Here is a 22,703-nt window from a genome sequence, read left to right on the forward strand (position 1 = left end):
TCCGGCTGTCACCGCGGCGGCGGCAGCGGCGGGGGCGCCCACCAGCGCTCGCCGGGAAATCTTCGCCTGATCCATACCGCCAGCATGGCGAGCGGACCCCGCCCGGATCAGCTCCCGAAAGTCTGTCTCCGCACATCTTTCGTAGCTGCCTCGGCATCCCGAAGGCATCCCGAAGTCGTACCGGGAGCGGCCCATGGACTCCGCCAGAACTCCGCCGGACTCTGGAGCTCCGCCGGAGCCTCGAGCCCCGAGCTCAGAGCTCGTAGTCCTGCGCCGGCTCGTCCCAGGCCACCTCCCGCAGCCCCTGGTCCGCTTCGTGGCCCGACGGCGGCTGGGGTGTGGCCTGGAACCAGACGATCGTGAGGGACGAGCGGTGCAGGACCGGGTCGTTCTCCGGGCTGACGGGTGTGGATTCGAACAAGCCTGTGCAGGCGACGGGCGGGAGGATCTCCACCGGGCCGAAGGGGCCGGCGCGGCCGTCGTCCGGGTGTTCGCGCGGGGGCGGGACCAGATGGGCCGGGGTGTGGGGGACGACGGCCGCGGCCGAGGACAGGAGGTCCTTGATGCGGCGGTCGTTGAGGGTCCGGTGCGGATGGCCCTCCAGCAGCCCGCCGTACGTCGAGGAGAGCCGAAGGTGGGTGAGACCGATCGAGCGGCCGGAGGCGAGGACGACGCGGGTCAGGGGCATGAGCGGCAGGTTAGGGGGGCGGGCGGCTGGGGGTGTTCGAATTTCAGGGTCGGCGGCCGGTCATGCGGGCCGCCGACGCGATCGTCGCTCGGGCCTCTTGTTCCGTCAGGCCCGTGTGGACCGCCGCGTCGATCAGCGGGGCCCGCAGGGCTCGGCCGATGCCGTTCTCGTAGGCGCGGCAGGCCGCCCAGAAGAGGCGGGTGTTGCGCTGGCCCTCGTGGGCGGAGAGGACGAACTGGACCAGGCCCTGGCCGCGGTTTCCGACCGAGGGGTGGGTCGCGGGGTGCGGTGCGCGTGGCGGCGGGAGCAGGAGGCGGAGGAGGGACGGGGGGCAGGGTGCGGGGACCAGGTGCTCGGTGCCGGGGGCGGTGGCGTAGACGCCGTGGTCGGTACGGGAGCCGGGGCCGACCAGGTAGCCGCCGGCGCCCCGGATGTCGATGCCGGGGGCCAGGCGGCTCGCCGAGTTGGGGATCACGGCGTCCGGCGGGCCGGTCAGCCAGAGGTGGCGGCCGCCGCTCGGGGTGAGGACGACGACCGTCGGCGGGAGGGTGAACAGGTGCCGCAGGGCCAGTTCGCGCAGGGCGGAGGTGGAGTCCGTACCGGACTTCACGTCGAGGTCGACGCCGATCAGGCGGTACGGGGGCAGCCCGCAGGCGATGCCGTAGCCGGTCGCCCAGGGCGCCGCGGCGAACAGTTCGCGGATACGAGCCGGGTCGGTGGTGGCGTCGTACACCCCGTGGCCGGGGCGGCCGCACTCGCCGTGGCAGGGCGGCAGCGCGGGGTCCGGGGCGTGGCGGTGCGGGGAGCGCAGGGCCGGGAGCTTCGTGCGGGACAGGGGGATGACGGCCAGGCCGCGCTCGGCGGCTGACAGGGCGTGTGCGAGGGCCAGCGTCGTGGCCTGCCGATCGGTGGTGGCCATGACTCCATGTTCGTACGTGCGTTCGAAAAAGGGAAGAGGGGGTCGGTGTGACACGCCGAGGGCGGGTACTTCGTCGCGGGTCGGGGCCGGAACGGTTTTTCCCTTGGGGTGGCTGATGGGGGTTGATGTCCCGAGTGGTCATGACTGGGGCAGGAGTCGACCAAAGATGGCGAAAAGGGTTTATCGACTTGTCATCACGCTTGAGGGCGAATAACGGCTTCCGGGGTGGTTCGCCGGGGATTCGGTGGGCAACTCTGGTCTCGCGACGTCGATGACAACCACCGAGGCGGTCGGCCAACTGCCCCGGAAAAAGCATTACTTGACGTACTTCCGGCACAGCCGGGCTCTGAGAGGAAACAACATGGCAAGCATCCGTACCGCCCGCGTTCTCGCCGCCGTCTCCGCCCTCCCGCTCGCCGCCGCCCTCTTCGCCGGTGTCGCCGCGGCGGACAACGGTGCGATCGCGGACAACGGATCGAGCGCCAACGCCGGCGTGGCGGGCATCATCGGCAGCGGGGTCGGCCGCGACAACAACGGCAACTCCTCCACCACCCAGCAGAACGCGGTGGGCAACGGCGCCTCGAACCAGAGCAACACCGCTCAGGTCAACCGCTCCGCGTGGACTGCGATCCAGCAGGGCAACGACAACGTCGCCGTCCACTTCACCCAGCTGTGGTAAGCCCCGGCTGAGCCCTGGTGGGGGTGTGGTCTGTGGGGATGGGCAGTGCGTCCGCGCGGCGGTGCTTCGGCACCGCCGCGCAGGCGTTTTCCGGCCCCTCCGCCGCCCCGTTCGTCGGCCCCTTCGCCGACCCGTTCGACCTTGACAGTGAGCCATATCTGACGGACAGTCAGAAACCATGCATCTGGCTCCCACCGAACGCCAGCAGCGGCTGCGTGCCGAACTCCGCGCCTACTTCAGGGCCTTGATTCCATCCGCCGCCCCCGAGGACCCCGCCGAACGCCGTGCCCTGCTGCGCCGCATCGGCGCGGACGGCCTGCTCGGCCTCGGCTGGCCCGTCGAGTACGGCGGTCAGGGCCGGGGCGCCGACGAGCAGTTCGTGTTCTTCGACGAGGCGTACCGGGCCGGCGCCCCCGTCTCCATGGTCACCCTGAACACGGTCGGGCCGACGCTGATGAAGTACGGCAGCGAGGAGCAGAAGGCCCGCTTCCTGCCCGGCATCCTCCGCGGCGACCTCGTCTTCGCCATCGGCTACAGCGAACCCTCCGCCGGCACCGACCTGGCCTCGCTGCGTACCCGGGCGGTACGGGACGGCGACGGCTGGCGGATCGACGGGCAGAAGATCTTCACCTCGGGCGCCCAGCACGCCGACTGGATCTGGCTGGCCTGCCGCACCGACCCCGAGGCGCCCAGGCACCGCGGTATCTCGATCCTCCTGGTCCCCACGGACACGGCCGGGTTCTCCTGGACCCCGATCGAGACGGTGGGCGGCCAGATCACGACAGCGACGTATTACGACGGCGTCCGCGTCCCCGCCGGGAACCTGGTCGGCACCGAGCACGACGGCTGGTCGCTCATCACCAACCAGCTCAACCACGAGCGGGTCGCCCTCGCCGCGACCGGTATGCAGGCCGAGGACTTCTACACGGCCGCGCTCACCGCCGCCCGCACCCCCGATCCGGTGACGGGCCGGCGCCGTATTGACGAGCCGTGGATTCGTTTTCGGCTGGCCGAGGCGTATGCCCGGCTGGCGGCGAACCGCCTGCTCAGCTGGCGTCTGGTGGGGGATGCGGGGGCGGGCCGGGTGGCCCCCGCGGAGGCCAGCGGGGTGAAGTTCGCGGGAACGGAATCGGCAGTCGCGACGTATCGCATGTGTCAGGAGATCGTCGGCGAGACGGCATTGGTCCGGTCCGGCTCGCCGGGGGCGTTCGGGGGCGGCGAGCTGGAGCGGCTCAACAGGGCGGCGCAGATCAACACGTTCGGGGGCGGGGTGAGCGAGGTGCAGCGGGAGATCGTCGCGACGATGCGGCTCGGGATGCGCAGGACGGGGAGGGGTGGCGACCGTGGCAGCGGCAGGGGGGAGTGACGAGCGGGGGGTGCGGCCTGCGGAGGACGATGCGGACGATCTCGGAGCACGGCTCAAGGCGTACGAGGGGCAGCCGGCGGCCCGGGCCGGCACCGGCAAGGACCCGGTCAACCTGCCCATGATCCGGCACTGGTGCGAGGCGATGGGCGACACCGACCCGGCGTACGAGGGTCCGGACGCCGTCGCCCCGCCCACCATGCTCCAGGCCTGGACGATGGGCGGCCTCTCCGGCCACTCGGCCCGCACGGGCGCGTACGACGAGATGCTCACCCTCCTCGACGAGGCGGGCTGCACCTCGATCGTCGCCACCGACTGCGAGCAGGAGTACCTCAGGCCCCTGCGGCCGGGCGACGAGGTCGGCTTCGACACGGTGATCGAGTCGGTGTCCGGGCGGAAGACCACCAAGCTGGGCACGGGGTACTTCGTCACCACCCGTACGGACGTCCGCGTCGGGGACGACCTCGTCGGCACCCACCGCTTCCGCGTCCTCAAGTACGCGCCGAGCGGCCGGAAACGCAAGCCGCCGCCGCGCCCCCGCCCGGTCGTCAACCGGGACAACGCCGGCTTCTGGGAGGGCGTGGCCGAGCGGCGTCTCCTCGTCCAGCGGTGCGCGGCCTGCGGCACCCTGCGCCACCCCTGGCTGCCGGGGTGCAACGCCTGCGGCTCTCTCGACTGGGACACGGTCGAGTCCTCCGGCGAGGGCACGGTCTATTCGTACGTCGTGATGCACCATCCGCCCTTCCCGGCCTTCGCCCCGCCCTACGCCGTCGGCCTGATCGAACTCGCCGAGGGCGTGCGGATGGTGAGCAACGTGGTGGGGGTGCCGTACGACAAGGTGCGGATCGGGCTGCCGGTACGGGTGGAGTTCCGCCGGTACGAGGACGCGGAGGGGACGCTGACCCTGCCCGTCTTCCGGGCCGCCGACGTGCTCGGCGATCACGGCGCTGTCGGTGCTCCCGGCCGTCCCGGCGATCACGGCGCTCCCGGCGGGGAGGCCTGACATGGACTTCGCGCCCACCGAGGCCCAGGCCGAGGCCCGTGACCTGGCCGCCAGGATCTTCGCCGACCTCGCCACCCACGAGCGGCTGCGGGCCGCCGGCACCGGCAGCGACCCGGAGCTGTGGAAGGCGCTGTGCGGGGCGGGACTGGTGGCCGCGGTGGAGGAGCTGGGCCTGCTGGGGCTGGTGCTCCTCCTGGAGGAGCAGGGCCGCACCACGGCTCAGGTGCCCTACGCGGCGAGCTGTGTCTACGGGCTGCTGGCGATCACCGCCCACGGCACCGACGAGCAACGGCAGCGCCTGCTGCCGGGCATCGCGGCCGGCTCGACCGTGGTGACCGGGGCGTTTCCGGCGCAGCCGGGGGTACGGCTCCCTGTCCACCCGGGGGCACGGCCCTCCGCGCGGCCGGTGCTGAGCGGCACCGTCCCCGTCGTCCCGTGGCTGCGTGACGCCACGCATGTCCTGGTCGCCGACGCCGGCCGGCGGCTGTGGCTGGTGGATCTCGCGGTGGGCACCGGTGTCGAGGAGATCGAGCTGACCGCGCCCTGGTCGGCGGGGCGGCTCACGCTCGACGAGGCCCCTGCCGAGCCCCTGGGCGCCGACCCCGCCCTCGACCCTGACCCCGACCCCAGCCCCGCCTCCGGCGCCTATGCCGACGTCCTGGCCACCGCCCGCACCGCCTTCGCCGGTCTCCAGGCGGGCGTCTGCGCGGGCTCCCTGGCCCGGGCGGTGGCCCACACCAACACCCGCGAGCAGTTCGGGCGCCCCCTCGCCACCCGGCAGGGCGTCCAGCTCCGCGCCGCCGACGCCCACATGGACACCGAGTCGATACGGGTGACGGCGTACGAGGCGGCCTGGCGGCGGGACGCCGGGCTGCCGTACGCCACGCACGCGCTGACCGCGGCCTGGTGGGCGTCCGAGGCCGGACAGCGGGTGGTGCACACGGGCCAGCATCTGCACGGCGGCGCGGGCGCCGACGTCGAGCATCCGGTGCACCGGCACTTCCTGTGGGGACGGCAACTGGACGCGTATCTGGGCAGCGGGGGCGAAGTGCTCCAGGAACTGGGGGAGTTGATCGCGAGTGGGGACTGAGACGACGCGGCCGGCCGTGGGGACTGCCCTGCCGCCGCTGGAGATCCCGATCACGCGGACGCTGATCGTGGCCGGGGCGATCGCGTCCCGGGACTACCAGGACGTGCACCACGACGCAGAACTGGCCCGCCAGAAGGGCTCCCCGGACATCTTCATGAACATCCTGACGACGAACGGCCTGGTCGGCCGGTACATCACCGACCACTTCGGTCCGCCGGCCGTCCTCCGCAAGGTGGTCATCCGGCTGGGGGCGCCCAACTACCCGGGCGACACGATGGTGCTGACCGGCCGGATCGAGGAGCTGGACGACGAGGCGGGGACGGCGACGGTCCGGGTGGTCGGCGCCAACAGCATCGGCAACCACGTGACCGGCACGGTGACCGTCGCCCTCACCGGACGCACCGTGGACAGGGTGACCGTCACCGTCCCCGACGAGGAGGACTCATGAGCGTGCGGGGGCGGGACTCGCTCGGCGGGCGGGCGGCGATCGTGGGGATCGGGGCGACCGAGTTCTCCAAGGACTCGGGGCGCAGCGAGCTGCGGCTGGCGGCGGAGGCGGTGCGGGCCGCGCTGGACGACGCGGGGCTGACGCCGGCCGACGTTGACGGGATGGTGACGTTCACGATGGACACCAGCCCGGAGATCACCGTGGCCCAGGCCTGCGGGATCGGCGAGCTGTCCTTCTTCTCCCGCGTCCACTACGGCGGCGGCGCGGCCTGTGCGACCGTCCAGCAGGCGGCTCTCGCCGTGGCCGCCGGGGTCGCGGAGGTGGTGGTCTGCTACCGCGCCTTCAACGAGAGATCGGGCCGCCGCTTCGGCTCGGGCGTACAGCACCGGGAGCCGTCGGCGGAGGGGGCGGCGCTCGGCTGGGCGCTGCCGTTCGGGCTGCTCACCCCGGCGTCCTGGGTGGCGATGGCGGCGCAGCGCTACCTGCACACGTACGGGCTGACCCCGGAGGCGTTCGGGCATGTGGCGGTGGTGGACCGGAAGTACGCCGCGACCAACCCGGCCGCCTACTTCCACGGCCGCCCCATCACCCTCGCGGACCACGCGGCCTCCCGCTGGATCGTCGAGCCGCTCCGTCTCCTGGACTGCTGCCAGGAGACGGACGGCGGCCAGGCCCTCGTCGTCACGTCGGTGGAGCGGGCGCGCGATCTGCCGCAGCCGCCGGCCGTGATCGCGGCGGCCGCGCAGGGCGCCGGCCGGGCCCAGGAGCAGATGACCAGCTTCTACCGGGACGATCTGACCGGGCTGCCGGAGATGGGCGTGGTGGCCCGGCAGCTCTGGCGCACCAGCGGACTCGCCCCGGCCGACATCGACGTGGGGATCCTGTACGACCACTTCACCCCGTTCGTGCTGATGCAGCTGGAGGAGTTCGGGTTCTGCGGGCGGGGGGAGGCGGCGGACTTCGTGGCCGAGGAGCGGCTGCCGCTGAACACGCACGGGGGCCAGCTCGGGGAGGCGTACCTGCACGGGATGAACGGGGTGGCGGAGGGGGTGCGCCAGCTGCGCGGCACGGCCGTGAACCCGATACCGGGGGCGGACCGGGTCCTGGTGACGGCGGGCACGGGCGTACCGACGTCCGGACTGGTCCTGACCTCGGACGGCTGAGCCCGCCCCACAGGCCGGGCGCCTCGGACGGCTGAGCCCGCCACCATGCCGGGCGCCTCGGACGGGTGAGGCCGAGGCCCCTGTCGTCCTCCCCCTGAGGGGTAAACCCGCAGGAGTTCCGCGCCCGTACTCCACCTTCAGGAGGTGTAGGCAGCCCCACCCCTACAACCTGAGGGGGACTCTGCTTCGGGACCTGCGGCCGATCCGCCGCGACACCGCTCGCTCATAGCGTGGAGCCATGACCACACCCGTCTGCACCAGCGCTTCGGACGCCGCTGTCTCGCCGAGGCAGACCCGCCCGCACGCCCGCCCCTACCCGTCGTTCGCGTCGTATGTCAGGGCCCGCCAGCCGGTCCTGCTGCGCACCGCCCGGTCGCTGACCGCGAACCCGAGCGATGCCGAGGACCTCCTCCAGACCGCGCTGGCCAAGACGTACGTGGCCTGGGAGCGGATCGAGGACCACCGGGCGCTCGACGGCTATGTGCGCAGGGCCCTGCTCAACACGCGTACCTCGCAGTGGCGCAAGCGCCGGGTGGACGAGTTCGTCTGCGACGAGATGCCCGAGCCCGAGTCGGTGCCCGGCGAGGACGACCCGGCCGAACGGCAGGCGCTGCACGACGCGATGTGGCGGGCGATCATGAAACTCCCGGCGCGGCAGCGGGCGATGGTCGTGCTGCGCTACTACGAGGACCTGAGCGAGGTGCAGACGGCCGAGGTGCTCGGGGTGTCGGTGGGCACGGTGAAGTCGGCCGTGTCGCGTGCGCTCGGCAAGCTGCGTGAGGACCCTGAGCTGGACCTCGCCCGATAACGGCCGGAGCGTCCGGAGCCTCAGGAACCTCCGGACGGGCTTTGTTGGCTTTCTCCTAGTGACATACCGCCCGGTATGTGCGCAGAATCAGCGCAGCCCCCTTTACCGCCGAGTAGGCAATGTCGCCTTGGGAGGACGCCGTGCTGAGCACCATGCAGGACGTACCGCTGACCGTCACCCGCATTCTTGTGCACGGTGTGCTGGTGCACGGACGGTCCCAGATCACGACCTGGACCGGCGAGGGCGAGCCGCAGCGGCGCAGCTTCGCCGAGGCGGGCATCCGCGCGGTGCAGCTGGCGAACGCCCTCCGCGACGACCTCGGCGTCCGCGGCGACGACCGGGTCGCGACCCTGATGTGGAACAACGCCGAACACGTCGAGGCCTACTTCGCCGTGCCGTCCATGGGCGCGGTCCTGCACACGCTCAACCTGCGCCTGCCCGCCGAGCAGCTGGTCTGGATCGTCAACCACGCCGCCGACCGCGTCATCATCGTCAACGGCTCGCTGATCCCCATGATCGCGCCGCTCCTGTCCAAGCTGCCGACCGTCGAGCACATCGTCGTCTCCGGCCCGGGCGACCGGTCGCCGCTCGCCGGTGCCGCCGCACAGGTGCACGAGTACGAGGAACTGATCGCGGACAAGCCGAAGACGTTCGACTGGCCGGAGCTCGACGAACGCCAGGCCGCCGCCATGTGCTACACCTCCGGCACCACCGGCGACCCCAAGGGCGTGGTGTACAGCCACCGTTCGATCTACCTGCACTCCATGCAGGTCAACATGGCCCAGTCGATGGGCCTGACCGACCAGGACACCTCGCTGGTCGTCGTACCGCAGTTCCACGTCAACGCCTGGGGCCTGCCGCACGCCACCTTCATGACCGGCGTCAACCTGCTGATGCCGGACCGCTTCCTCCAGCCCGGCCCGCTCGCCGAGATGATCGAGCGCGAGCGCCCCACGCACGCGGCCGCGGTCCCCACCATCTGGCAGGGCCTGCTCGGCGAGCTCACCGCCCGCCCCCGGGACGTCTCCTCCCTCACCCAGGTCACCATCGGCGGCGCCGCCTGCCCGCCCTCCCTCATGACGGCCTTCGACAAGCTGGGCATGCGGGTCTGCCACGCCTGGGGCATGACCGAGACCTCCCCGCTCGGCACCATCGCCCGCCCGCCGGCCCATGTGGTGGGCACGGAGGAGGAGTTCGCGTACCGCCTCACGCAAGGCCGCTTCCCCGCGTCCGTCGAGGCCCGGCTCAGCGGCCCCGGCGGCGAACGCCTCCCCTGGGACGGCGAGTCGGCGGGCGAGCTGGAGGTGCGCGGCCCCTGGATCGCGGGCGCCTACTACAACGGCCCCGACGCCGAGCCCCTGCGCCCCGCCGACAAGTTCAGCGAGGACGGCTGGCTGAAGACCGGTGACGTGGGCACCATCTCCGCCGACGGCTTCCTCACCCTCACCGACCGTGCGAAGGACGTCATCAAGTCCGGCGGCGAGTGGATCTCCTCGGTCGAACTGGAGAACGCGCTGATGTCCCACCCGGACGTCGCCGAGGCCGCGGTCGTGGCCGTACCGGACGACAAGTGGGGCGAGCGCCCGCTGGCGACCGTCGTCCTGCGGGAGGGCGCCACGGCCACCTTCGAGACCCTGCGCATCTTCCTCGCCGAGGAGGGCAAGATCGCCAAGTGGCAGCTCCCCGAGCGCTGGACGGTCATCGAGTCGGTCCCGAAGACGAGCGTGGGCAAGTTCGACAAGAAGGTGCTCAGGAGGCAGTACGCCGACGGGCAGCTGGACGTCACCAGCCTGTGAGCGCCCCTCGCTGAAGCGCCCCGTCAGGGGCGCGGGGAACTGCGCGACCGGCCACGACCAACCCGCGGCCGAAGGTCGGCAGTTCCCCGACGGCGCTTTCTTGCCTCAGTTCGTCCCGATCCTGGCCAGCAGATCAACGATCCGGCTCTGCACCTCGGAACTCGTCGACCGCTCCGCCAGGAACAGCACCGTCTCCCCCGACGCCAGCCGAGGCAGGTCCGCCTGGTCCACGGCCGCCGTGTAGACGACCAGCGGTGTCCGGTTCAGCTGCCCGTTCGCGCGCAGCCAGTCGATGATCCCGGCCTGGCGGCGGTGCACCTGCATCAGGTCCATCACCACCAGGTTCGGCCGCAACTGCCCGGCCAGCGTCACCGCGTCCGCGTCGCTCGCCGCCCGCGCCACCTGCATCCCGCGCCGCTCCAGCGTCGAGGTCAGCGCGAGCGCGATCTCCGCGTGCTCCTCGATCAGCAGCACCCGCGGCGGATGCTGCTCGCTGTCCCGGGGCGCCAGCGCCTTCAGCAGTACGGCGGGATCGGCACCGTACGCCGCCTCGCGCGTCGCCTGTCCCAGTCCGGCCGTCACCATCACCGGCACCTCGGCCGCCACCGCCGCCTGCCGCAGCGACTGCAGCGCGGTCCGGGTGATCGGCCCGGTCAGCGGGTCCACGAACAGGGCCGCCGGGAACGCGGCGATCTGCGCGTCGACCTCCTCACGGGAGTTCACGATCACCGGCCGGTAGCCGCGGTCGCTCAGTTCCTGCTGGGTGGTGACGTCCGGCGCGGGCCACACCAACAGTCGGCGCGGGTTGTCCAGCGGCTCCGGGGGCAGCTCGTCGTCCATCGGCTGCGGGCGCGGCGGGTCCGCGACCTCGACCGCACCGCCCGGACCGTCCAGCGGCTCCGGGCCCTCGGCGGCGTTCACGTCCGGCGCGCCTATCGCGTACGACCGTCCGGCGCCCTCGGTGGCCCCCACCAGCCGGGACTGCCCGGCCAGCGACGGCTGCGGCAGCGACGGCTGTGGCAGCGACTGCGCGGCGACCGGCTGTTCGGCCGACGGATGCGGCCGGGCCGACTGCTCGGGCTGCGGCTGCTCGGCACGCGTGCCCGGGTCCGGGGGCGTGCCCAGCTTGCGGCGCCGCCCGTTGCCGCCCGGCTGGTGCGGGGGCGGGGTCGCCGTCGGCTGCTGCACCTGCGCGGCCTGCCGCGAGAACGGCACCCCCTGCCCCAGCGTCCGCACGCTGAACGCCCGGCCCTGAGTGGAGTCCGGGTCGATCGGTGCCGGTGCCGGTGCCGGTGCTGGTGCCGGTGCCGGAGTCGCCGCCGGCAGCGCCGTCGCCTCGGCGGGCAACGGCTGTGCGGCACGCGCCGGTCGGGAGGCGGCGGGGGCGTCGTCGGCGCCCGGCCACTGCTGCGGCCCGGGGGCCACCGGAGCGGCCTCCGCCGGGAGCGGCTGCGCGGGAGCCGGGGCGGCTTCGGCGGCCGGGGCAGGCTGCCCGGGGGCCACCGGAACGGCGCCCTGCGGCTGCGGTTGTGGCTGCGGGGATGCCTGGGCCGGTACGGGAGCGCCCGGCAGCGCCTGCGCAGCCGGAAGGGCGGGCCGGCCCTGGTTCGCCGGCCCGGCCTGCACGGGGATGCCCTGAGGCTGCACCGGCTGTCCGGGGACGGCCGCCTGTGCGGGCACCGCCGGGACTGCTGGCACCGCCGGGACCGCCGGGACCGCCGGGACCGCCAGGGCGTCCGGAGTGTTCTCCGCCCCCGGCTGGCCCACGGCCCGTCGGCGACGGCCGGTCGGTGCGTTGGTGGGGTGCGGCTGCGGCGGGGTGTGGTCCTCGGCCTGGTCGTGCGCCACGGCGTCGTGCCGGCCCTCGTCGCCCGCCGCGTCGATCGGCATCGGCTCGGGGGTGCGGTCGGCCTCGGCGGGCGGCAGCGCGAAGACCGGGCGGGGGCCCGCCTGCTGCTGCTCGGCCCGCTCCGCCCGCTCGGCCGCGGCGGCCAGCGCGCGGCGCCTGCGTCCGCCGGGCTGCCCCTCGTCGACGGCCGGCTCGGACGGGGCCGAGGGCAGGGCAGGCGGCAGCGCCTGCCGCTCGTCCGGCTCCCGCCGGGCGCGCCGCCCCGACGCCGGCACGGGCACGCCCTGCGGCGGAACGGTGCCGCCCAGACCCGTACCCGAGGCGGCCGCCCCCGCGCCCTGCTCGGCCGCCGTCACCACGGCGCCCTCGGCGACCCCCGGGTCACCGTCGGCCGCGCGCCCGCGCCGCCGTCCGGTACCGCCGGACGCCGACTCCGCGCTCTCGATCGCCGCGGGCCCGCTCTCCGGGCCCTCCACCTCGGCGGCGCGCCGGCGCCGCCGTCCGGTCGGCGCGACCGGGCCCTCGCCCTCGCCGCCGGCCTCGCCGGGAACGTCACTCTCCAGGAAGGCGTCCACGGAGGACCGCCGGGCCCGCCGCCGGCCGGCGGCACCGGTCTCGTCGGCGGCCTGGACCGTGGCCACCTCGGTACCGGCCACCGCGGTACCTGCCGGAGGCGTCACGGCTCCGGCGCCACCGCCGATCGGCACCTCCAGCACGAACGCGCTGCCGCTCATCCCCGGCACTTCATGGGTCTGCAGCACCCCGCCGTGGGCCCGCACGATCCCGCGCACGATCGGCTCGTGCACCGGGTCTCCCCCGGTGTACGGCCCGCGCACCTCGATACGGACCACCTCGCCGCGCTGTGCCGCCGCGACCACCACCGTGTTGTCCATGTAGCCGCCCGCGGAGACGGGCGCGTTGCCGGTCGCGTCGACGCCGGCCACGTCCGCGATGAGATGCGCGAGCGCGACGGCGAGCCGCTGCGGGTCCACCTCGGCCTCGATGGGCGGCGCGTGCACGGCGAACTGCACCCGCCCGGGCCCGATCAGCTCCACCGCCCCGTCCACACCGGCGGCGACGACGGCGTCGAGCATCACCTTCGTACGGGTGATGTCCTCGGTGCCCTCGTCCAGCCGCTGGTAGCCGAGCACGTTGTCGATGAGCTGGGTGATCCGCGAGTAACCGGCCGACAGGTGATGAAGCACCTGGTTGGCCTCGGGCCACAGCTGCCCGGCGTCGTCCGCGGCGAGCGCGGCCAGTTCCCGGCGCAGCTCGTCGAGGGGGCCGCGCAGCGACTGCGCGAGCAGCGTCAGCAGCTGCTCGTGCCGCCCGGAGAGGGCCTCGTACCGGTCCTTCTCGCGCTCGCCGAGGGCCGCGTACCGGTCCTCGCCGGCCGCCAGTTCCTCGGCGTGCCGTTCGAGCAGCTCCTCCACCTCGGTGACGTGCTTCTGGCGCAGCGCGGTCAGGTCGGAGGCGTGCTCCTCGGAGAGCCGCTCCAGCTCGTCGGTGTGGGCCTTCTCCTGGGCCGTCTTCTCGTCGACGACGGAGTCGTACGGCCGCCGGTCGGTGAACGTCATCACGGCGCCGACCAGCTGGTCGCCGTCGCGCACCGGTGCGGTCGTCAGGTCGACCGGCACCTTCTTGTCGCCCTTGGCCCACAGCACCTGCCCGCGCACCCGGTGCTTGCGTCCGGAGCGCAGGGTGTCGGCGAGCGGCGACTCGGCGTACGGGAAGGGAGAGCCGTCGGCGCGCGAGTGCAGCACGAGGTTGTGCAGCTCCTTGCCGCCCAGCTCACCGGCCCGGTATCCCAGTATCTGAGCGGCGGCCGGATTGACGAGCACGATCCGCCCGTCGGTGTCCGTCCCCACGACGCCCTCGCTCGCGGCCCGCAGGATCATCTCGGTCTGCCGCTGCGAGCGGGCCAGCTCGGCCTCGGTGTCCACGGTGCCGGTCAGGTCGCGGACGACGAGCATCAGCAGCTCGTCGCCGCTGTAGCCGTAACCGTCGTACGCCTGCTGCCCGTTCTCCAGGTTGGCGCTGGTGACCTCGACCGGGAACTCGGACCCGTCGGTGCGCCGCGCGACCATCCGCGTCGGCTTCGTCCGGCCACGGGGGTCCATGTGATCGGGCCGCCGCATCGATCCCGGGATCAGCCGCGAGTCGAACTCCGGCAGCAGATCGAGCAGCCCTCGCCCGACCAGCGCGGTACCCGGCGCCTCGAAGGCCTCCAGAGCGATGGTGTTCGCGTTGACGACCGTGCCGTTGGCGTTGACCAGCACCAACGCATCCGGCAGCGCATCCAGTATGGCTGCGAGGCGAGCAGCGCCTCGGGATGGCCTGCTGCTCACGAGACGCTTCCTCCCTGTTACCGCACCTTGCCGACCGCTCGGGCCATCTTGCCAACCGGCCCGCGGCGTGTCACGCGAGGGAGTCTAAAGGCACCGGTTGCGCTCGCGACGCCGGATGAGAGGGAGGTCGCACGACGAAGTGACGGCGAACATGTGACCGACACGCCTCACCTCCGCCATACCTTCGCGCGACATTTACGGAAGCGGGGCCACGACCGTGAAACGGCTGTGCCGCCGTTATGAGCCGAGGCTGGCTCACGAACCGAGGCGGGTTCACAGACCGAGGCCGGTTGATGAACCGAGGTCGGGCAGCAGGGGCACCATCCGGTCCCAGCGTCCGATCTCGCAGCCGTTGCTGCGGTCGTACGTGGCGTCGACCGGGCGGCCGGCCCAGGTACCGGTGACGTGGGCGGTGGCCGGGCCGCCGTAGAGCATGGTGCAGGCGGTGCCCGGGGCGACCGGGGCGAAGGTGTCGCGGCCCCAGCGGGTGTTCCGGTCGAGCGCCTGGCAGGCCCCGCCCACGTCCGGGTGACTGCCGGCGCCGGGGTGACAGGACAGCTCGTACGTCCCGTCCCGCCCGTCCCCGGCGTGCCGCACGGTGACGGTGAGGTGGTCTGCCGTCTCGGCGGCGGAGGCGGGCAGGGCGGCGACGGACCCGAGGACGGCGGCGACGGCCCCGAGGGCGCCCCGCACGGCGAAGTGAGACATGCCCTGCCCAACGCGCGGCCCGCCGGGATGTTGCGCGACGCCTCCGGGCCTCGCGGGAAGGGCTTTGCCCTGCGGCCCGACTGCCTAGTACCGTGGGAGCCGATTGGTGACAGCACGCTCGACTGTGTCATCATCTGCACGCACCACTCGCGCTCACGCGGGCGGCTGTGCTGGAGGCGTCGCCTAGTCCGGTCTATGGCGCCGCACTGCTAATGCGGTTTGGGCCTTAAAGCCCATCGAGGGTTCAAATCCCTCCGCCTCCGCACCTCAATCAGGGAGTCCAACCGTTTCGGTCTGGGCTCCCTGATTCGCGTTTACGGCCCTGCCACCACGACATCCCACACCGCCACCACCGCGACGGCGACCCGCCACACGCCCCGCCCCAACCCCCGGCCGCCACCGCCCGCAGGCCCCGCCCGATACGACGTTTCCGCAGCTCACAAGGGGTGCGCCTAACGGATTTCACATGGCGGCGGCAGTCATGTAATGTTCTTCCTGTCGCCGCGAGCGGGCCGAAAGGGCCAGGAGCAAAGACAAAATATAAAAAAACAAGCACTCGTAGCTTAACGGATAGAGCATCTGACTACGGATCAGAAGGTTGCAGGTTCGAATCCTGCCGAGTGCACACAGGTCAAAGGCCCCCCGGAATTGTTCTGGGGGGCCTTTGACATCAACCGCTGACATCAACGCGCCTGGAAGCGCCGATCACTCCCCAGTGTCCGGCTCCTGCTCTTCCTGTGAATCTTCCTTCGGATCATCCAGCCCGAGAGCGTCGTCCATCCGATCGGCGGCGGCCCTGAGCGTCGTGTTCATGACGTGGGCGTAGGTGTCCAGCGTCATGGTGATCGTGCTGTGCCCGAGCGTTTCCATGATCGTGCGAGCGTCCACACCCTGAGCGAGCAGCAGCGAGGCGCACGTGTGCCGGAGGTCGTGCACGCGCACGCGCTGTACGCCGGCGTCCCGGCACAGGATGGTGAGCATCCGGTTCAGGCTGCGGGGGTCGGTGACGCGGCCGGTCGTCGTGGTGAAGATCAGTCCGTTGGGCTGGCCCGGCACGGACTGCCACTTCTTCCCCGCGACCTTGCGTTCCCGCTCCTGCTGCTCCTGGTGCTGAATCAGTGCCTGCGCGCAGGCCTTCGGGAGCGACACCTTGCGGATCGATCGCGGATCGATCGCGTTGTCTTGGGGGTACCGAAAATCAACTCACGCCGGATGCGCTGCACGTTCCTGCGGACGCGGAGTTGGCCGTTCTTCAGGTCGATGTCCTCCCAGGTGAGTGCGAGAGCTTCACCCCGGCGCGGGCCCGTCGACACGAGCAGCAACCACAGGGCGTAGAGGCGGTGGGGCCAGGCGGTCTTGAGCAACAGGCGGACCTCGGCGCTGTCCAGCGGACGCACCTCCTTCGGGGTGACGGTCGGGGTTTCCACGATTCGGGCGACGTTCCGCGCGATCAGTTCCTCGCGCATCGCCTGCTGGAGCGCAGACCGGAGAACGGCGTGGACGTACTGGACAGTGCGGGCCGACGGCCGGCGCTCGCAGCAACGCCCCACCGCGCAGCAAGAACGCTTATCCTCAGGGCGTTCCTTGTCCGCACCTCGGAGGCAGCACAGGCAAGATCCCTTGAACTCCGACAGGAACCGGCGCACGTCGGCCGGCGACAACCGGTTCAGCCGCTTCTTTCCGAGAGCGGGCCGGATGTACAGGCGGGTCAGACCCTCGTAGCTGTTGAGCGTGGACGGCTTGAGCCGCCCCGACGCGATGACGGCGAGCCAGTAGGTCAGGTAGTCGCCGAACGCCATCGTGGACTCAGCCGCCGGAATGCCCTGTCGGGTCTTCTCCTGCAACTCCGTGAGCTTGTCGGCGACCTCCCGCCGCGTCTTGCCGTAGACGAACTTCCGGGTACGGGTTCCGTCGGGGCGGTAGACGTAGGCGGCGGCCTGGTAACGGCCGTCCGCACGGCTCGTGATCGTTCCTTCGCCGTTGGCGCGGCGCTTGGACATCAGTCGGTCTCCTCAATGCGGGTCTGCATGTACCGGCGTACGGCGTCGACCGGTACGCGACGGGCGCGACCGGACGTGAAGCTTTCGAGCTGCTTGGAGCGGATGAGGTCGTAGACCTTGCTGCGGCTGAGGCGCAGAGCGGACATGACTTCGGGGACCTTGAACGCCTCGGGGGTTGGGGGCGTGGCAGTCCTCGGGGGGGGGGGGCTTCTCTGAGGGGCGCTACTTCCGCTACCGCCGCTACCGCGCAGGTCAGGGGCCTGTTCGGGGTAGCGGGAAGGGGTAGCGGTAGCGGATGGGTAGCGGCGCGGTAGCGGCAACTCGGGGCCGTTGCCGCTACCGCGTTGTTGCTGGTCAGGCCTGGTTTTCGGTGCCGGGTAGCGGAGGTAGCGGACTTTCCGGGGGTGGGGGGCAGTAGCGGGCCCACGCGTCGTGCAGATCGGTGGCGTAGCAGCCCTTGAGGACGCTCCCGGCGGTCTTGATGTTGCGGGAGGCGATCGGCTCGTTGTCCGCCGTCATGTACTCGGCGAGCATCCGCGACAACCTGCGGTTGTCGAGCGGCTTGCCGTGCAGATCGGCCCAGGGTGCGTCGTCCAGGGCGTTGAGCCGGTCCAGGATGGCGACGGTGGGCAGGCGGTCGATGCCGGCCATGACGTGGTCGCGCAGGTCGGCGAGCAGCCGGATGCCGAGGCTGCCTTCGTCGTTGGCCTTGGACGCGGTCACCAGCGTCACGCACGCCTTCCGGGCCTGCTCGGGCCAATCGCCGCCGACTGCGTCCGCGATGGCGAGCAGGGGCTCCCACACGTCGGCGGGCCGGTCGGTGCCCCGTCGGGCATGTCGGGCCAGGCGCCCATGACGAGCCCCTGCGCGTGTTCGGCCCATTGGGCGAGCCGGTCACGGAGCTTGTGCCCTTCCGCCTCGTGGACGCGGGCCCGGAAGGATTCCACGCGTTCGTTGCGGGCCCGTCGGCGCATCCGGATGATGACCGACCGGGTCATGATCGTGTCGGGCAGCGAGCCGAGGCCGGCGACCGCGACGGCGCAGTACGAGGGGAAGGCCTGGACGGTCTGGTTCCCGCCGTCGCCGATGCACCGGTAGGTGACTCCGGTGCGGCGGTGGCCGGCGTTCAGGAATCCGCGCAGTTCCTCGTTGTCGCCTGCCTTCGGGCCGAAGACGGTGTCGATCTCGTCGAACAGGATGGTGGGCCGGCCCTGCGGGTTGGACACTGACCGGAACAGGGCGGCGGCGGACGCGTTGACGGCCGTCATGGGGGCGGGCACGAGGGTTTCCACGATCTCCAGCGCGCGGGACTTCCCCGACCCCGGTTCCGGGGAGAGGAAGGCCAGGCGGGGGGTGGAGTCGAAGCGGTCGAGCAGGTGCGCGTGGGCGTCCCACAGGGCGACGGCGACGTAGGCGGCTTCGGTGGGGAAGACGTTGAACCGGCGGTGGAACGCCTCGACGTCGTTGAGCAGCGTGGCCCCGTCGATGGTGGGGGTCATGCGGCGGCCCTTCCTTCCGTGTGGGATGCGGGCGTGCCGTCGCACACCTGCTTGTGCACCTCGTATTCCGTGATCAGGGCGGGGACGGTGCGGGGGCCGGTGGCGGTGCCTGTCTGTCCGCAGGGCCAGGCGTAGGCGGCGGTGGGGGTGTCGCCGTAGCGCTTGGACCAGCGGGCCCCGTCGTCGTGATCGCGGTAGACCGGCGGGGCGTAGATCCGGATCCCGGGCCGTTCCGGCGTCGGGTCGGCCGGGTCGGTGGTCTGCGGGTCAGGGCGAAGGGCAGTTCGGACGCCCTTGCGGGCGACGTCCTTCGGTTCGCCCACGGCTGCGGTGTCCACAGGCTGTGGAGCGGCGTGCGGGCCGCCCGGGGTGGTGGTGATGCTCTTCAGGAGGGGGGCGGGAGCGAGGGCTCATGCCGCCTCCCGGCGCCCGGAGTTGTGGGTGATGGACCAGTCCAGGGCGCTGCGGAGGGTGGAGCGGCACTCGGCGGCGGACAGACCGGCCCCCTGCCCCGCCTCCTGAAGAGCCTGCTCGACCACGTGCCGGGGGAGGTCGCCCCACGCGATGAAGCGCCCCAGAGCGCGCGCGGCCCGGAACAACGCGCTTTCCCGCGCCCCGGGTTGGGCCCCGGCGACGTTCCGTGTCTCGTTGGCGAGTGCTACATCCGCATATCGGCGTGATTGCCCCGCTGCTACGCCTGAGGGGGTCTGTGCGGGCTTGAGGGCGGGTTGCAGGATGGTTTGGAGCCAGAGAGGCAGCGGGGCTGCCTCGGGGGCGCTCAGGGCTTCGTAGGCTCCGGTGGGGGTGGTGCTGCCGGCGGCGACGATGTACCCGCCCCATGCCCGGGTGTCGACCGAACGGGCCACGGTCCCGGTGGTGTTGGTGAGGCGGACGCCGGCCGGGGCGGTGAAGTACAAGTGCATGCCGCCGCTCGCGGTCCGCACCCGGTAGGTGTCGGGGACGTCGTGCCCGGCGCGCTCGCAGAGCGCTGCGAAGGTCGCCGCGCCGTCAGGCGCGTCCGAACTGCCCTTCCTGTTCTGGCTCTTGGGTACGTCCAGGTCGACCACGAGCAGCCCGGACGGACCGGTTGCGATGCCGACGTTGAACGGGGCCCGCGCCCACGCGGCGCGGACATGGCACTGGGCATCGACGTTGCCTAGAAGGCTACGGACCACACCTCCTACAGGGGAACGATGCCGCGTCCGTGACCGCGGCCATGAAGCCGCTCGCCCGCGACTGACAACGGACCCGTAAGCGCAGGTCAATCCTGCGATGCTCCGTCTCATGCTCCCCCGTCCGGCGCCGTCCGCAGCGGTTCACGCGCTGGACCGAAGTAGGGGAATGAACGAGGTTGAAGACGCGCATTAGCCTGTCGAGACGTTTCCTCATGGTCTTCCGGGTGACATGCCGGCGATAGCTCTCACGAGGGGAAACCCGCGGACATAAGGTTTCTGCATGACCATCGGTGAAGTTACTATCCAGGCGGCGACCGCACTGATGGTCCCCATCGTCACCGCAGCGGTCGGCACAGCAGGACTTATGGCCCAGGATCGCTGGAGGGAAAGGGATTTCGGGTTCCGCCATAAGGCGCTGCTGGAGAAGGCCCAGTTGGAAGTACAGTTCATCACTAGTTGGATTCAGGCGAGGAAACAACTGGAACCTGCGATCAACGTTTTTCCCGCGGCTGAGAGCTGGCTGGACCGTTGCTACCAGTCGGCCGAGGAGGCTAGCTCTGCAACTCCGCCGAAGCCGTCACAAAGCCGATTCGTCGGGCCATTGCGAGATGCTGACCTGACTAGCAAGATCGGCGAGCCCATCATCTTTGAGAGCACCCGCGTATTCTGACCGTTTGGACCAAGGGATAGCTTCGAGCAGGACGCGGTGCATCCCAAACCGGTTATGACGGGATCCCGCTGAGTTACTCCTTCAGGCTGTCGTCATCGTCCTCCATTGGCGTGTCGGGAAACACCGCATGGTCGCCCCGTTACCGTGCGGGGGTCGACCACAAAGGACTGCCCGGCGGCTGGCGGGTAAGGGCTCCGTCAGCCGCGTAGCGGCGTAGCCCGATCGAGAGGATCTGGACCTTGAACGATTGTTCCCGCCGCTACCTGCTCAGGGCGTCAGCGGCCGCCGGCGCCGGGGCGATCGTCATCCCGGGCCTTACGGCCGCAGGCGCGCCGGACATTGCGGCCGCGAGCACCTCGGACCTTCTGGCCGCGAGCGACCCGACTAAAGGGTCGTCGGGATGTCCGCCGGCGAAGCTGACCGGTCGCGTCGTCCGCCCCGGTGACGCCTCGTACACGGATGATCGCATCGACTACGACCAGCTGTTCTCTCACTACCCGCTGGTCATCGTCTTCGCCCAGGAGACCCAGGACGTGGTGAACGCCCTCACCTGGGCGCGGCAGCACAACGTCGCACTGCGGGTACGCAGCGGCCGCCACGCCCTGGAGGGCTGGTCGAACATCGACAACGGCATCGTGATCGACGTCAGCCAGCTCAAGTCGGTCCACATCGACACCGACGCTCGTACCGCGACGGTCGGCGCCGGCCTGACCCAGTTGGAAGCGGTGACGACGCTCGCCAAGCAGGACCTCGCGGTCACGACCGGAAGCGAGGGCAGCGTCGGCTTGGTCGGTGCGACGGTCGGCGGCGGCCTTGGCCCCCTCAACCGCTGGCTCGGCATGGCCTGTGACAGCCTGATCGGGACCGAGGTCGTCGTCCCGTCGGGTCGCGACTGCGCCGAGGTGATCCATGCCGACCTGAAGGACCACTCAGACCTGCTCTGGGCGCTCCGTGGGGCGGGAAACGGCAACTTCGGAATCGTCACGCAACTCACCTACAAGGTGCACCCGCTCAAGCGCATCGCCTATGTGCAGGCGACCTGGGACGGCCTTACGGACCTGCATGGGATCTTCGATGCATGGCAGCGTACGGTACCGTTCGCCGACAACCGCCTCGGATCCGAAGTCGAGATCCACAAGTCCCAGATCCTGCTGTTCGCGTGGCTCGCGGAGGGCACGGCGGCAGAGGCCAGAAAGATGCTGGCCCCGATCCTGTCGATCGGCACGCCCGATGTGAAGGTGCAGGTCGGTAACTGGGGCCCCATCTTTGCCGGAGCCCAGGTCCCGCGCTCGCAGGAGCCCGCCAACGTGAAGTTCTTCTCACAGTTCGCCAAGAAGCTGTTCCCGAAGAAGGCGATCGACGTCATCGGCTACTACATGCGAAACGCTCCCACGGAGGACAGCAACTACTTCGTCGATGCCTTCGGCGGGGCGATCAAGAAGGAGCCCCGCGGCGGCACCGCGTTCGTGCACCGCGACGCGATCTTCTACGGCGAGATCGGCGCAGCCTGGGGGACTCCTTCAACGACACCAGGCGTCTGCGACCCGCTCACCTCGACGTGCCAGGCCTGGACCGCCGAATTCAGCCAGGCGATGCGCAGCTTCGTGGACGGCGCCTACGTCAACGTGCCGAACGTCGGCATGCAGGAGTGGGAGACCGCCTACTGGGGGAGCCGCCACTTCGAGCGGCTGCGCGAGATCAAGGCGAAGTACGACCCCTCCAACGTCTTCCAGTACGAGCAGAGCATCCCGCCCGCGTCACGCTGATCGACAGTTCGCCGTCGGGGCCCCGCCCCGGTCAGGCTCGGCCTTTCACGCAGAAGGGTCCGACGCAGTCGAAGGGTGTCGTTAGCCTCGATCTTGCATGAGGGATCGTCAGCTTGCTGACGATCCCTTTGCTCGTTCAGAGTGAAGATTTCTGCTTGCGGGCAGGGCTGATGGTCCCGCTGTCGTGCCGGGTGGGCGCCGGGTTCCACGGCTCCGGTTGTGATGGTGCTGGTAGCAGGGATGGGATGCTGCTGGTCAGCCAGGGTTGGGCAGAGCATCGAGCCGGTCGAGGGCGATCTGGATGATCTCCAGCCAGATCTGGCTCTGGGGCGTGTCGTGCAGGGCAGGTTGCGCAGGCCGGTGGAACGGGCGGCGCGGATGCGGTCCTCGGCGCGGACGCGCGGTGCTGACATCAGCAGCTGACATCAACAAGCACGGACAGCGGTGCATAGTCACGGACGGTTACCTGAAGCAAGGTGCGACGTTGGTGCATTGGATGGCTTCTGGGACTTGATCGACTGCGACCTGCACGCGCCTACGGATCAGAAGGTTGCAGGTTCGAATCCTGCCGAGTGCACACAGGTGAGAGGCCCCGGAGAGATCCGGGGCCTTTTGCGTTTCGGCTTCAGCAATGTGCAGAGTCAGGGCCACCGGCGCTTGGAGTGCTGGGCCAGCGGCGGTGCTCCGCGCCCGCGCACTGGGTATGGACGCGGTCCGGCCCTGAGCTGATC

The 22,703-nt window shown here is 71.2% G+C and carries 18 protein-coding genes, 2 tRNA genes and 2 pseudogenes; 12 read left to right on the forward strand and 10 right to left on the reverse strand.

Features of this window, described 5'->3' with window-relative positions:
- Positions 1–253 precede the first annotated feature (253 nt).
- Together KVT45_RS09330 and KVT45_RS09335 are read right to left on the reverse strand one after the other, a co-directional pair.
- Positions 254–688, reverse strand: coding sequence for a hypothetical protein (locus tag KVT45_RS09330; protein WP_217546030.1), 435 nt, complete (start codon positions 686–688; stop codon positions 254–256).
- Positions 689–731: 43 nt separating this feature from the next.
- Positions 732–1,607: a bifunctional DNA primase/polymerase gene (locus KVT45_RS09335; protein ID WP_217546031.1), complete on the reverse strand. Its 876-nt coding sequence runs from the start codon at positions 1,605–1,607 to the stop codon at positions 732–734.
- A 361-nt stretch (positions 1,608–1,968) separates the two neighbouring features.
- Here KVT45_RS09335 and KVT45_RS09340 point away from each other — a divergent pair, with 361 nt between their 5' ends.
- The 8 genes from KVT45_RS09340 (at position 1,969) to KVT45_RS09375 (ending at position 9,957) form a co-directional block, all read left to right on the forward strand.
- Positions 1,969–2,286 (forward strand): hypothetical protein, encoded by a 318-nt coding sequence (locus KVT45_RS09340; protein ID WP_217546032.1) that lies wholly within the window; start codon positions 1,969–1,971, stop codon positions 2,284–2,286.
- A 178-nt stretch (positions 2,287–2,464) separates the two neighbouring features.
- On the forward strand, positions 2,465–3,652 hold the full coding sequence (locus KVT45_RS09345) for an acyl-CoA dehydrogenase family protein (RefSeq protein WP_217546033.1): 1,188 nt from the start codon (positions 2,465–2,467) through the stop codon (positions 3,650–3,652).
- Positions 3,653–3,662: 10 nt separating this feature from the next.
- Complete coding sequence (locus tag KVT45_RS09350; protein ID WP_217546194.1) at positions 3,663–4,652, forward strand: OB-fold domain-containing protein; 990 nt, start codon at positions 3,663–3,665, stop codon at positions 4,650–4,652.
- 1 nt (position 4,653) lies between these two features.
- Complete coding sequence (locus tag KVT45_RS09355; protein ID WP_217546034.1) at positions 4,654–5,742, forward strand: acyl-CoA dehydrogenase family protein; 1,089 nt, start codon at positions 4,654–4,656, stop codon at positions 5,740–5,742.
- Positions 5,743–5,758: 16 nt separating this feature from the next.
- A complete protein-coding gene (locus tag KVT45_RS09360) occupies positions 5,759–6,190 on the forward strand; it encodes a MaoC family dehydratase (protein ID WP_217546035.1) in 432 nt (143 codons plus the stop codon).
- A complete protein-coding gene (locus KVT45_RS09365; RefSeq protein WP_217546036.1) occupies positions 6,187–7,353 on the forward strand; it encodes a lipid-transfer protein in 1,167 nt (388 codons plus the stop codon). The genes KVT45_RS09360 and KVT45_RS09365 overlap by 4 nt, the downstream gene beginning before the upstream one ends.
- Positions 7,354–7,591: 238 nt before the next feature.
- Positions 7,592–8,161, forward strand: a complete 570-nt coding sequence (locus KVT45_RS09370) for a SigE family RNA polymerase sigma factor (protein ID WP_089100565.1) — start codon at positions 7,592–7,594, stop codon at positions 8,159–8,161.
- A gap of 140 nt (positions 8,162–8,301) precedes the next feature.
- Complete coding sequence (locus KVT45_RS09375; protein WP_217546037.1) at positions 8,302–9,957, forward strand: long-chain fatty acid--CoA ligase; 1,656 nt, start codon at positions 8,302–8,304, stop codon at positions 9,955–9,957.
- Positions 9,958–10,062: 105 nt separating this feature from the next.
- On the opposite strand, the gene KVT45_RS09380 is transcribed toward KVT45_RS09375, so the two are convergent.
- The gene (locus KVT45_RS09380) at positions 10,063–14,154 is read right to left on the reverse strand and encodes a PAS domain-containing protein (protein WP_217546038.1); all 4,092 of its coding nucleotides are present in this window, start codon (positions 14,152–14,154) and stop codon (positions 10,063–10,065) included.
- A gap of 273 nt (positions 14,155–14,427) precedes the next feature.
- A complete protein-coding gene (locus KVT45_RS09385; protein WP_217546039.1) occupies positions 14,428–14,862 on the reverse strand; it encodes an SSI family serine proteinase inhibitor in 435 nt (144 codons plus the stop codon).
- A 172-nt stretch (positions 14,863–15,034) separates the two neighbouring features.
- Here KVT45_RS09385 and KVT45_RS09390 point away from each other — a divergent pair.
- Both KVT45_RS09390 and KVT45_RS09395 read left to right on the forward strand, forming a co-directional pair.
- Positions 15,035–15,125: transfer RNA gene (locus tag KVT45_RS09390), tRNA-Ser, on the forward strand.
- A gap of 289 nt (positions 15,126–15,414) precedes the next feature.
- Positions 15,415–15,487, forward strand: a tRNA-Arg gene (locus KVT45_RS09395).
- 80 nt (positions 15,488–15,567) lie between these two features.
- Here the strand turns inward: KVT45_RS09395 and KVT45_RS56180 are convergent.
- The 6 genes and pseudogenes from KVT45_RS56180 to KVT45_RS09420 form a co-directional block, all read right to left on the reverse strand.
- The gene (locus tag KVT45_RS56180; protein ID WP_308310686.1) at positions 15,568–16,011 is read right to left on the reverse strand and encodes a tyrosine-type recombinase/integrase; all 444 of its coding nucleotides are present in this window, start codon (positions 16,009–16,011) and stop codon (positions 15,568–15,570) included.
- Positions 15,978–16,862, reverse strand: a complete 885-nt coding sequence (locus tag KVT45_RS09400) for a site-specific integrase (protein ID WP_254646495.1) — start codon at positions 16,860–16,862, stop codon at positions 15,978–15,980. The genes KVT45_RS56180 and KVT45_RS09400 overlap by 34 nt, the downstream gene beginning before the upstream one ends.
- Positions 16,862–17,044 (reverse strand): annotated as a pseudogene (locus tag KVT45_RS09405) (helix-turn-helix domain-containing protein); the annotation flags it as partial. The gene KVT45_RS09400 and the pseudogene KVT45_RS09405, both read right to left, overlap by 1 nt.
- 172 nt (positions 17,045–17,216) lie before the next feature.
- A pseudogene (locus tag KVT45_RS09410) lies at positions 17,217–18,361 on the reverse strand (DUF3631 domain-containing protein).
- On the reverse strand, positions 18,358–18,684 hold the full coding sequence (locus KVT45_RS09415) for a hypothetical protein (protein ID WP_217546041.1): 327 nt from the start codon (positions 18,682–18,684) through the stop codon (positions 18,358–18,360). The pseudogene KVT45_RS09410 and the gene KVT45_RS09415 overlap by 4 nt, the downstream one beginning before the upstream one ends.
- Positions 18,685–18,771: 87 nt before the next feature.
- The gene (locus tag KVT45_RS09420; protein ID WP_308310687.1) at positions 18,772–19,536 is read right to left on the reverse strand and encodes a bifunctional DNA primase/polymerase; all 765 of its coding nucleotides are present in this window, start codon (positions 19,534–19,536) and stop codon (positions 18,772–18,774) included.
- Between the two features lie 280 nt (positions 19,537–19,816).
- Between KVT45_RS09420 and KVT45_RS09425 the strand changes: the two genes are divergently transcribed.
- Both KVT45_RS09425 and KVT45_RS09430 read left to right on the forward strand, forming a co-directional pair.
- Positions 19,817–20,206 (forward strand): hypothetical protein, encoded by a 390-nt coding sequence (locus tag KVT45_RS09425; RefSeq protein ID WP_217546043.1) that lies wholly within the window; start codon positions 19,817–19,819, stop codon positions 20,204–20,206.
- Positions 20,207–20,445: 239 nt separating this feature from the next.
- Positions 20,446–21,972 (forward strand): FAD-binding oxidoreductase, encoded by a 1,527-nt coding sequence (locus KVT45_RS09430; RefSeq protein WP_217546044.1) that lies wholly within the window; start codon positions 20,446–20,448, stop codon positions 21,970–21,972.
- The last annotated feature ends 731 nt before the right edge of the window (positions 21,973–22,703 follow it).

The sequence above is a fragment of the Streptomyces sp. GbtcB6 genome, from assembly GCF_019091475.1.
Taxonomy (GTDB): domain Bacteria; phylum Actinomycetota; class Actinomycetes; order Streptomycetales; family Streptomycetaceae; genus Streptomyces; species Streptomyces hyaluromycini.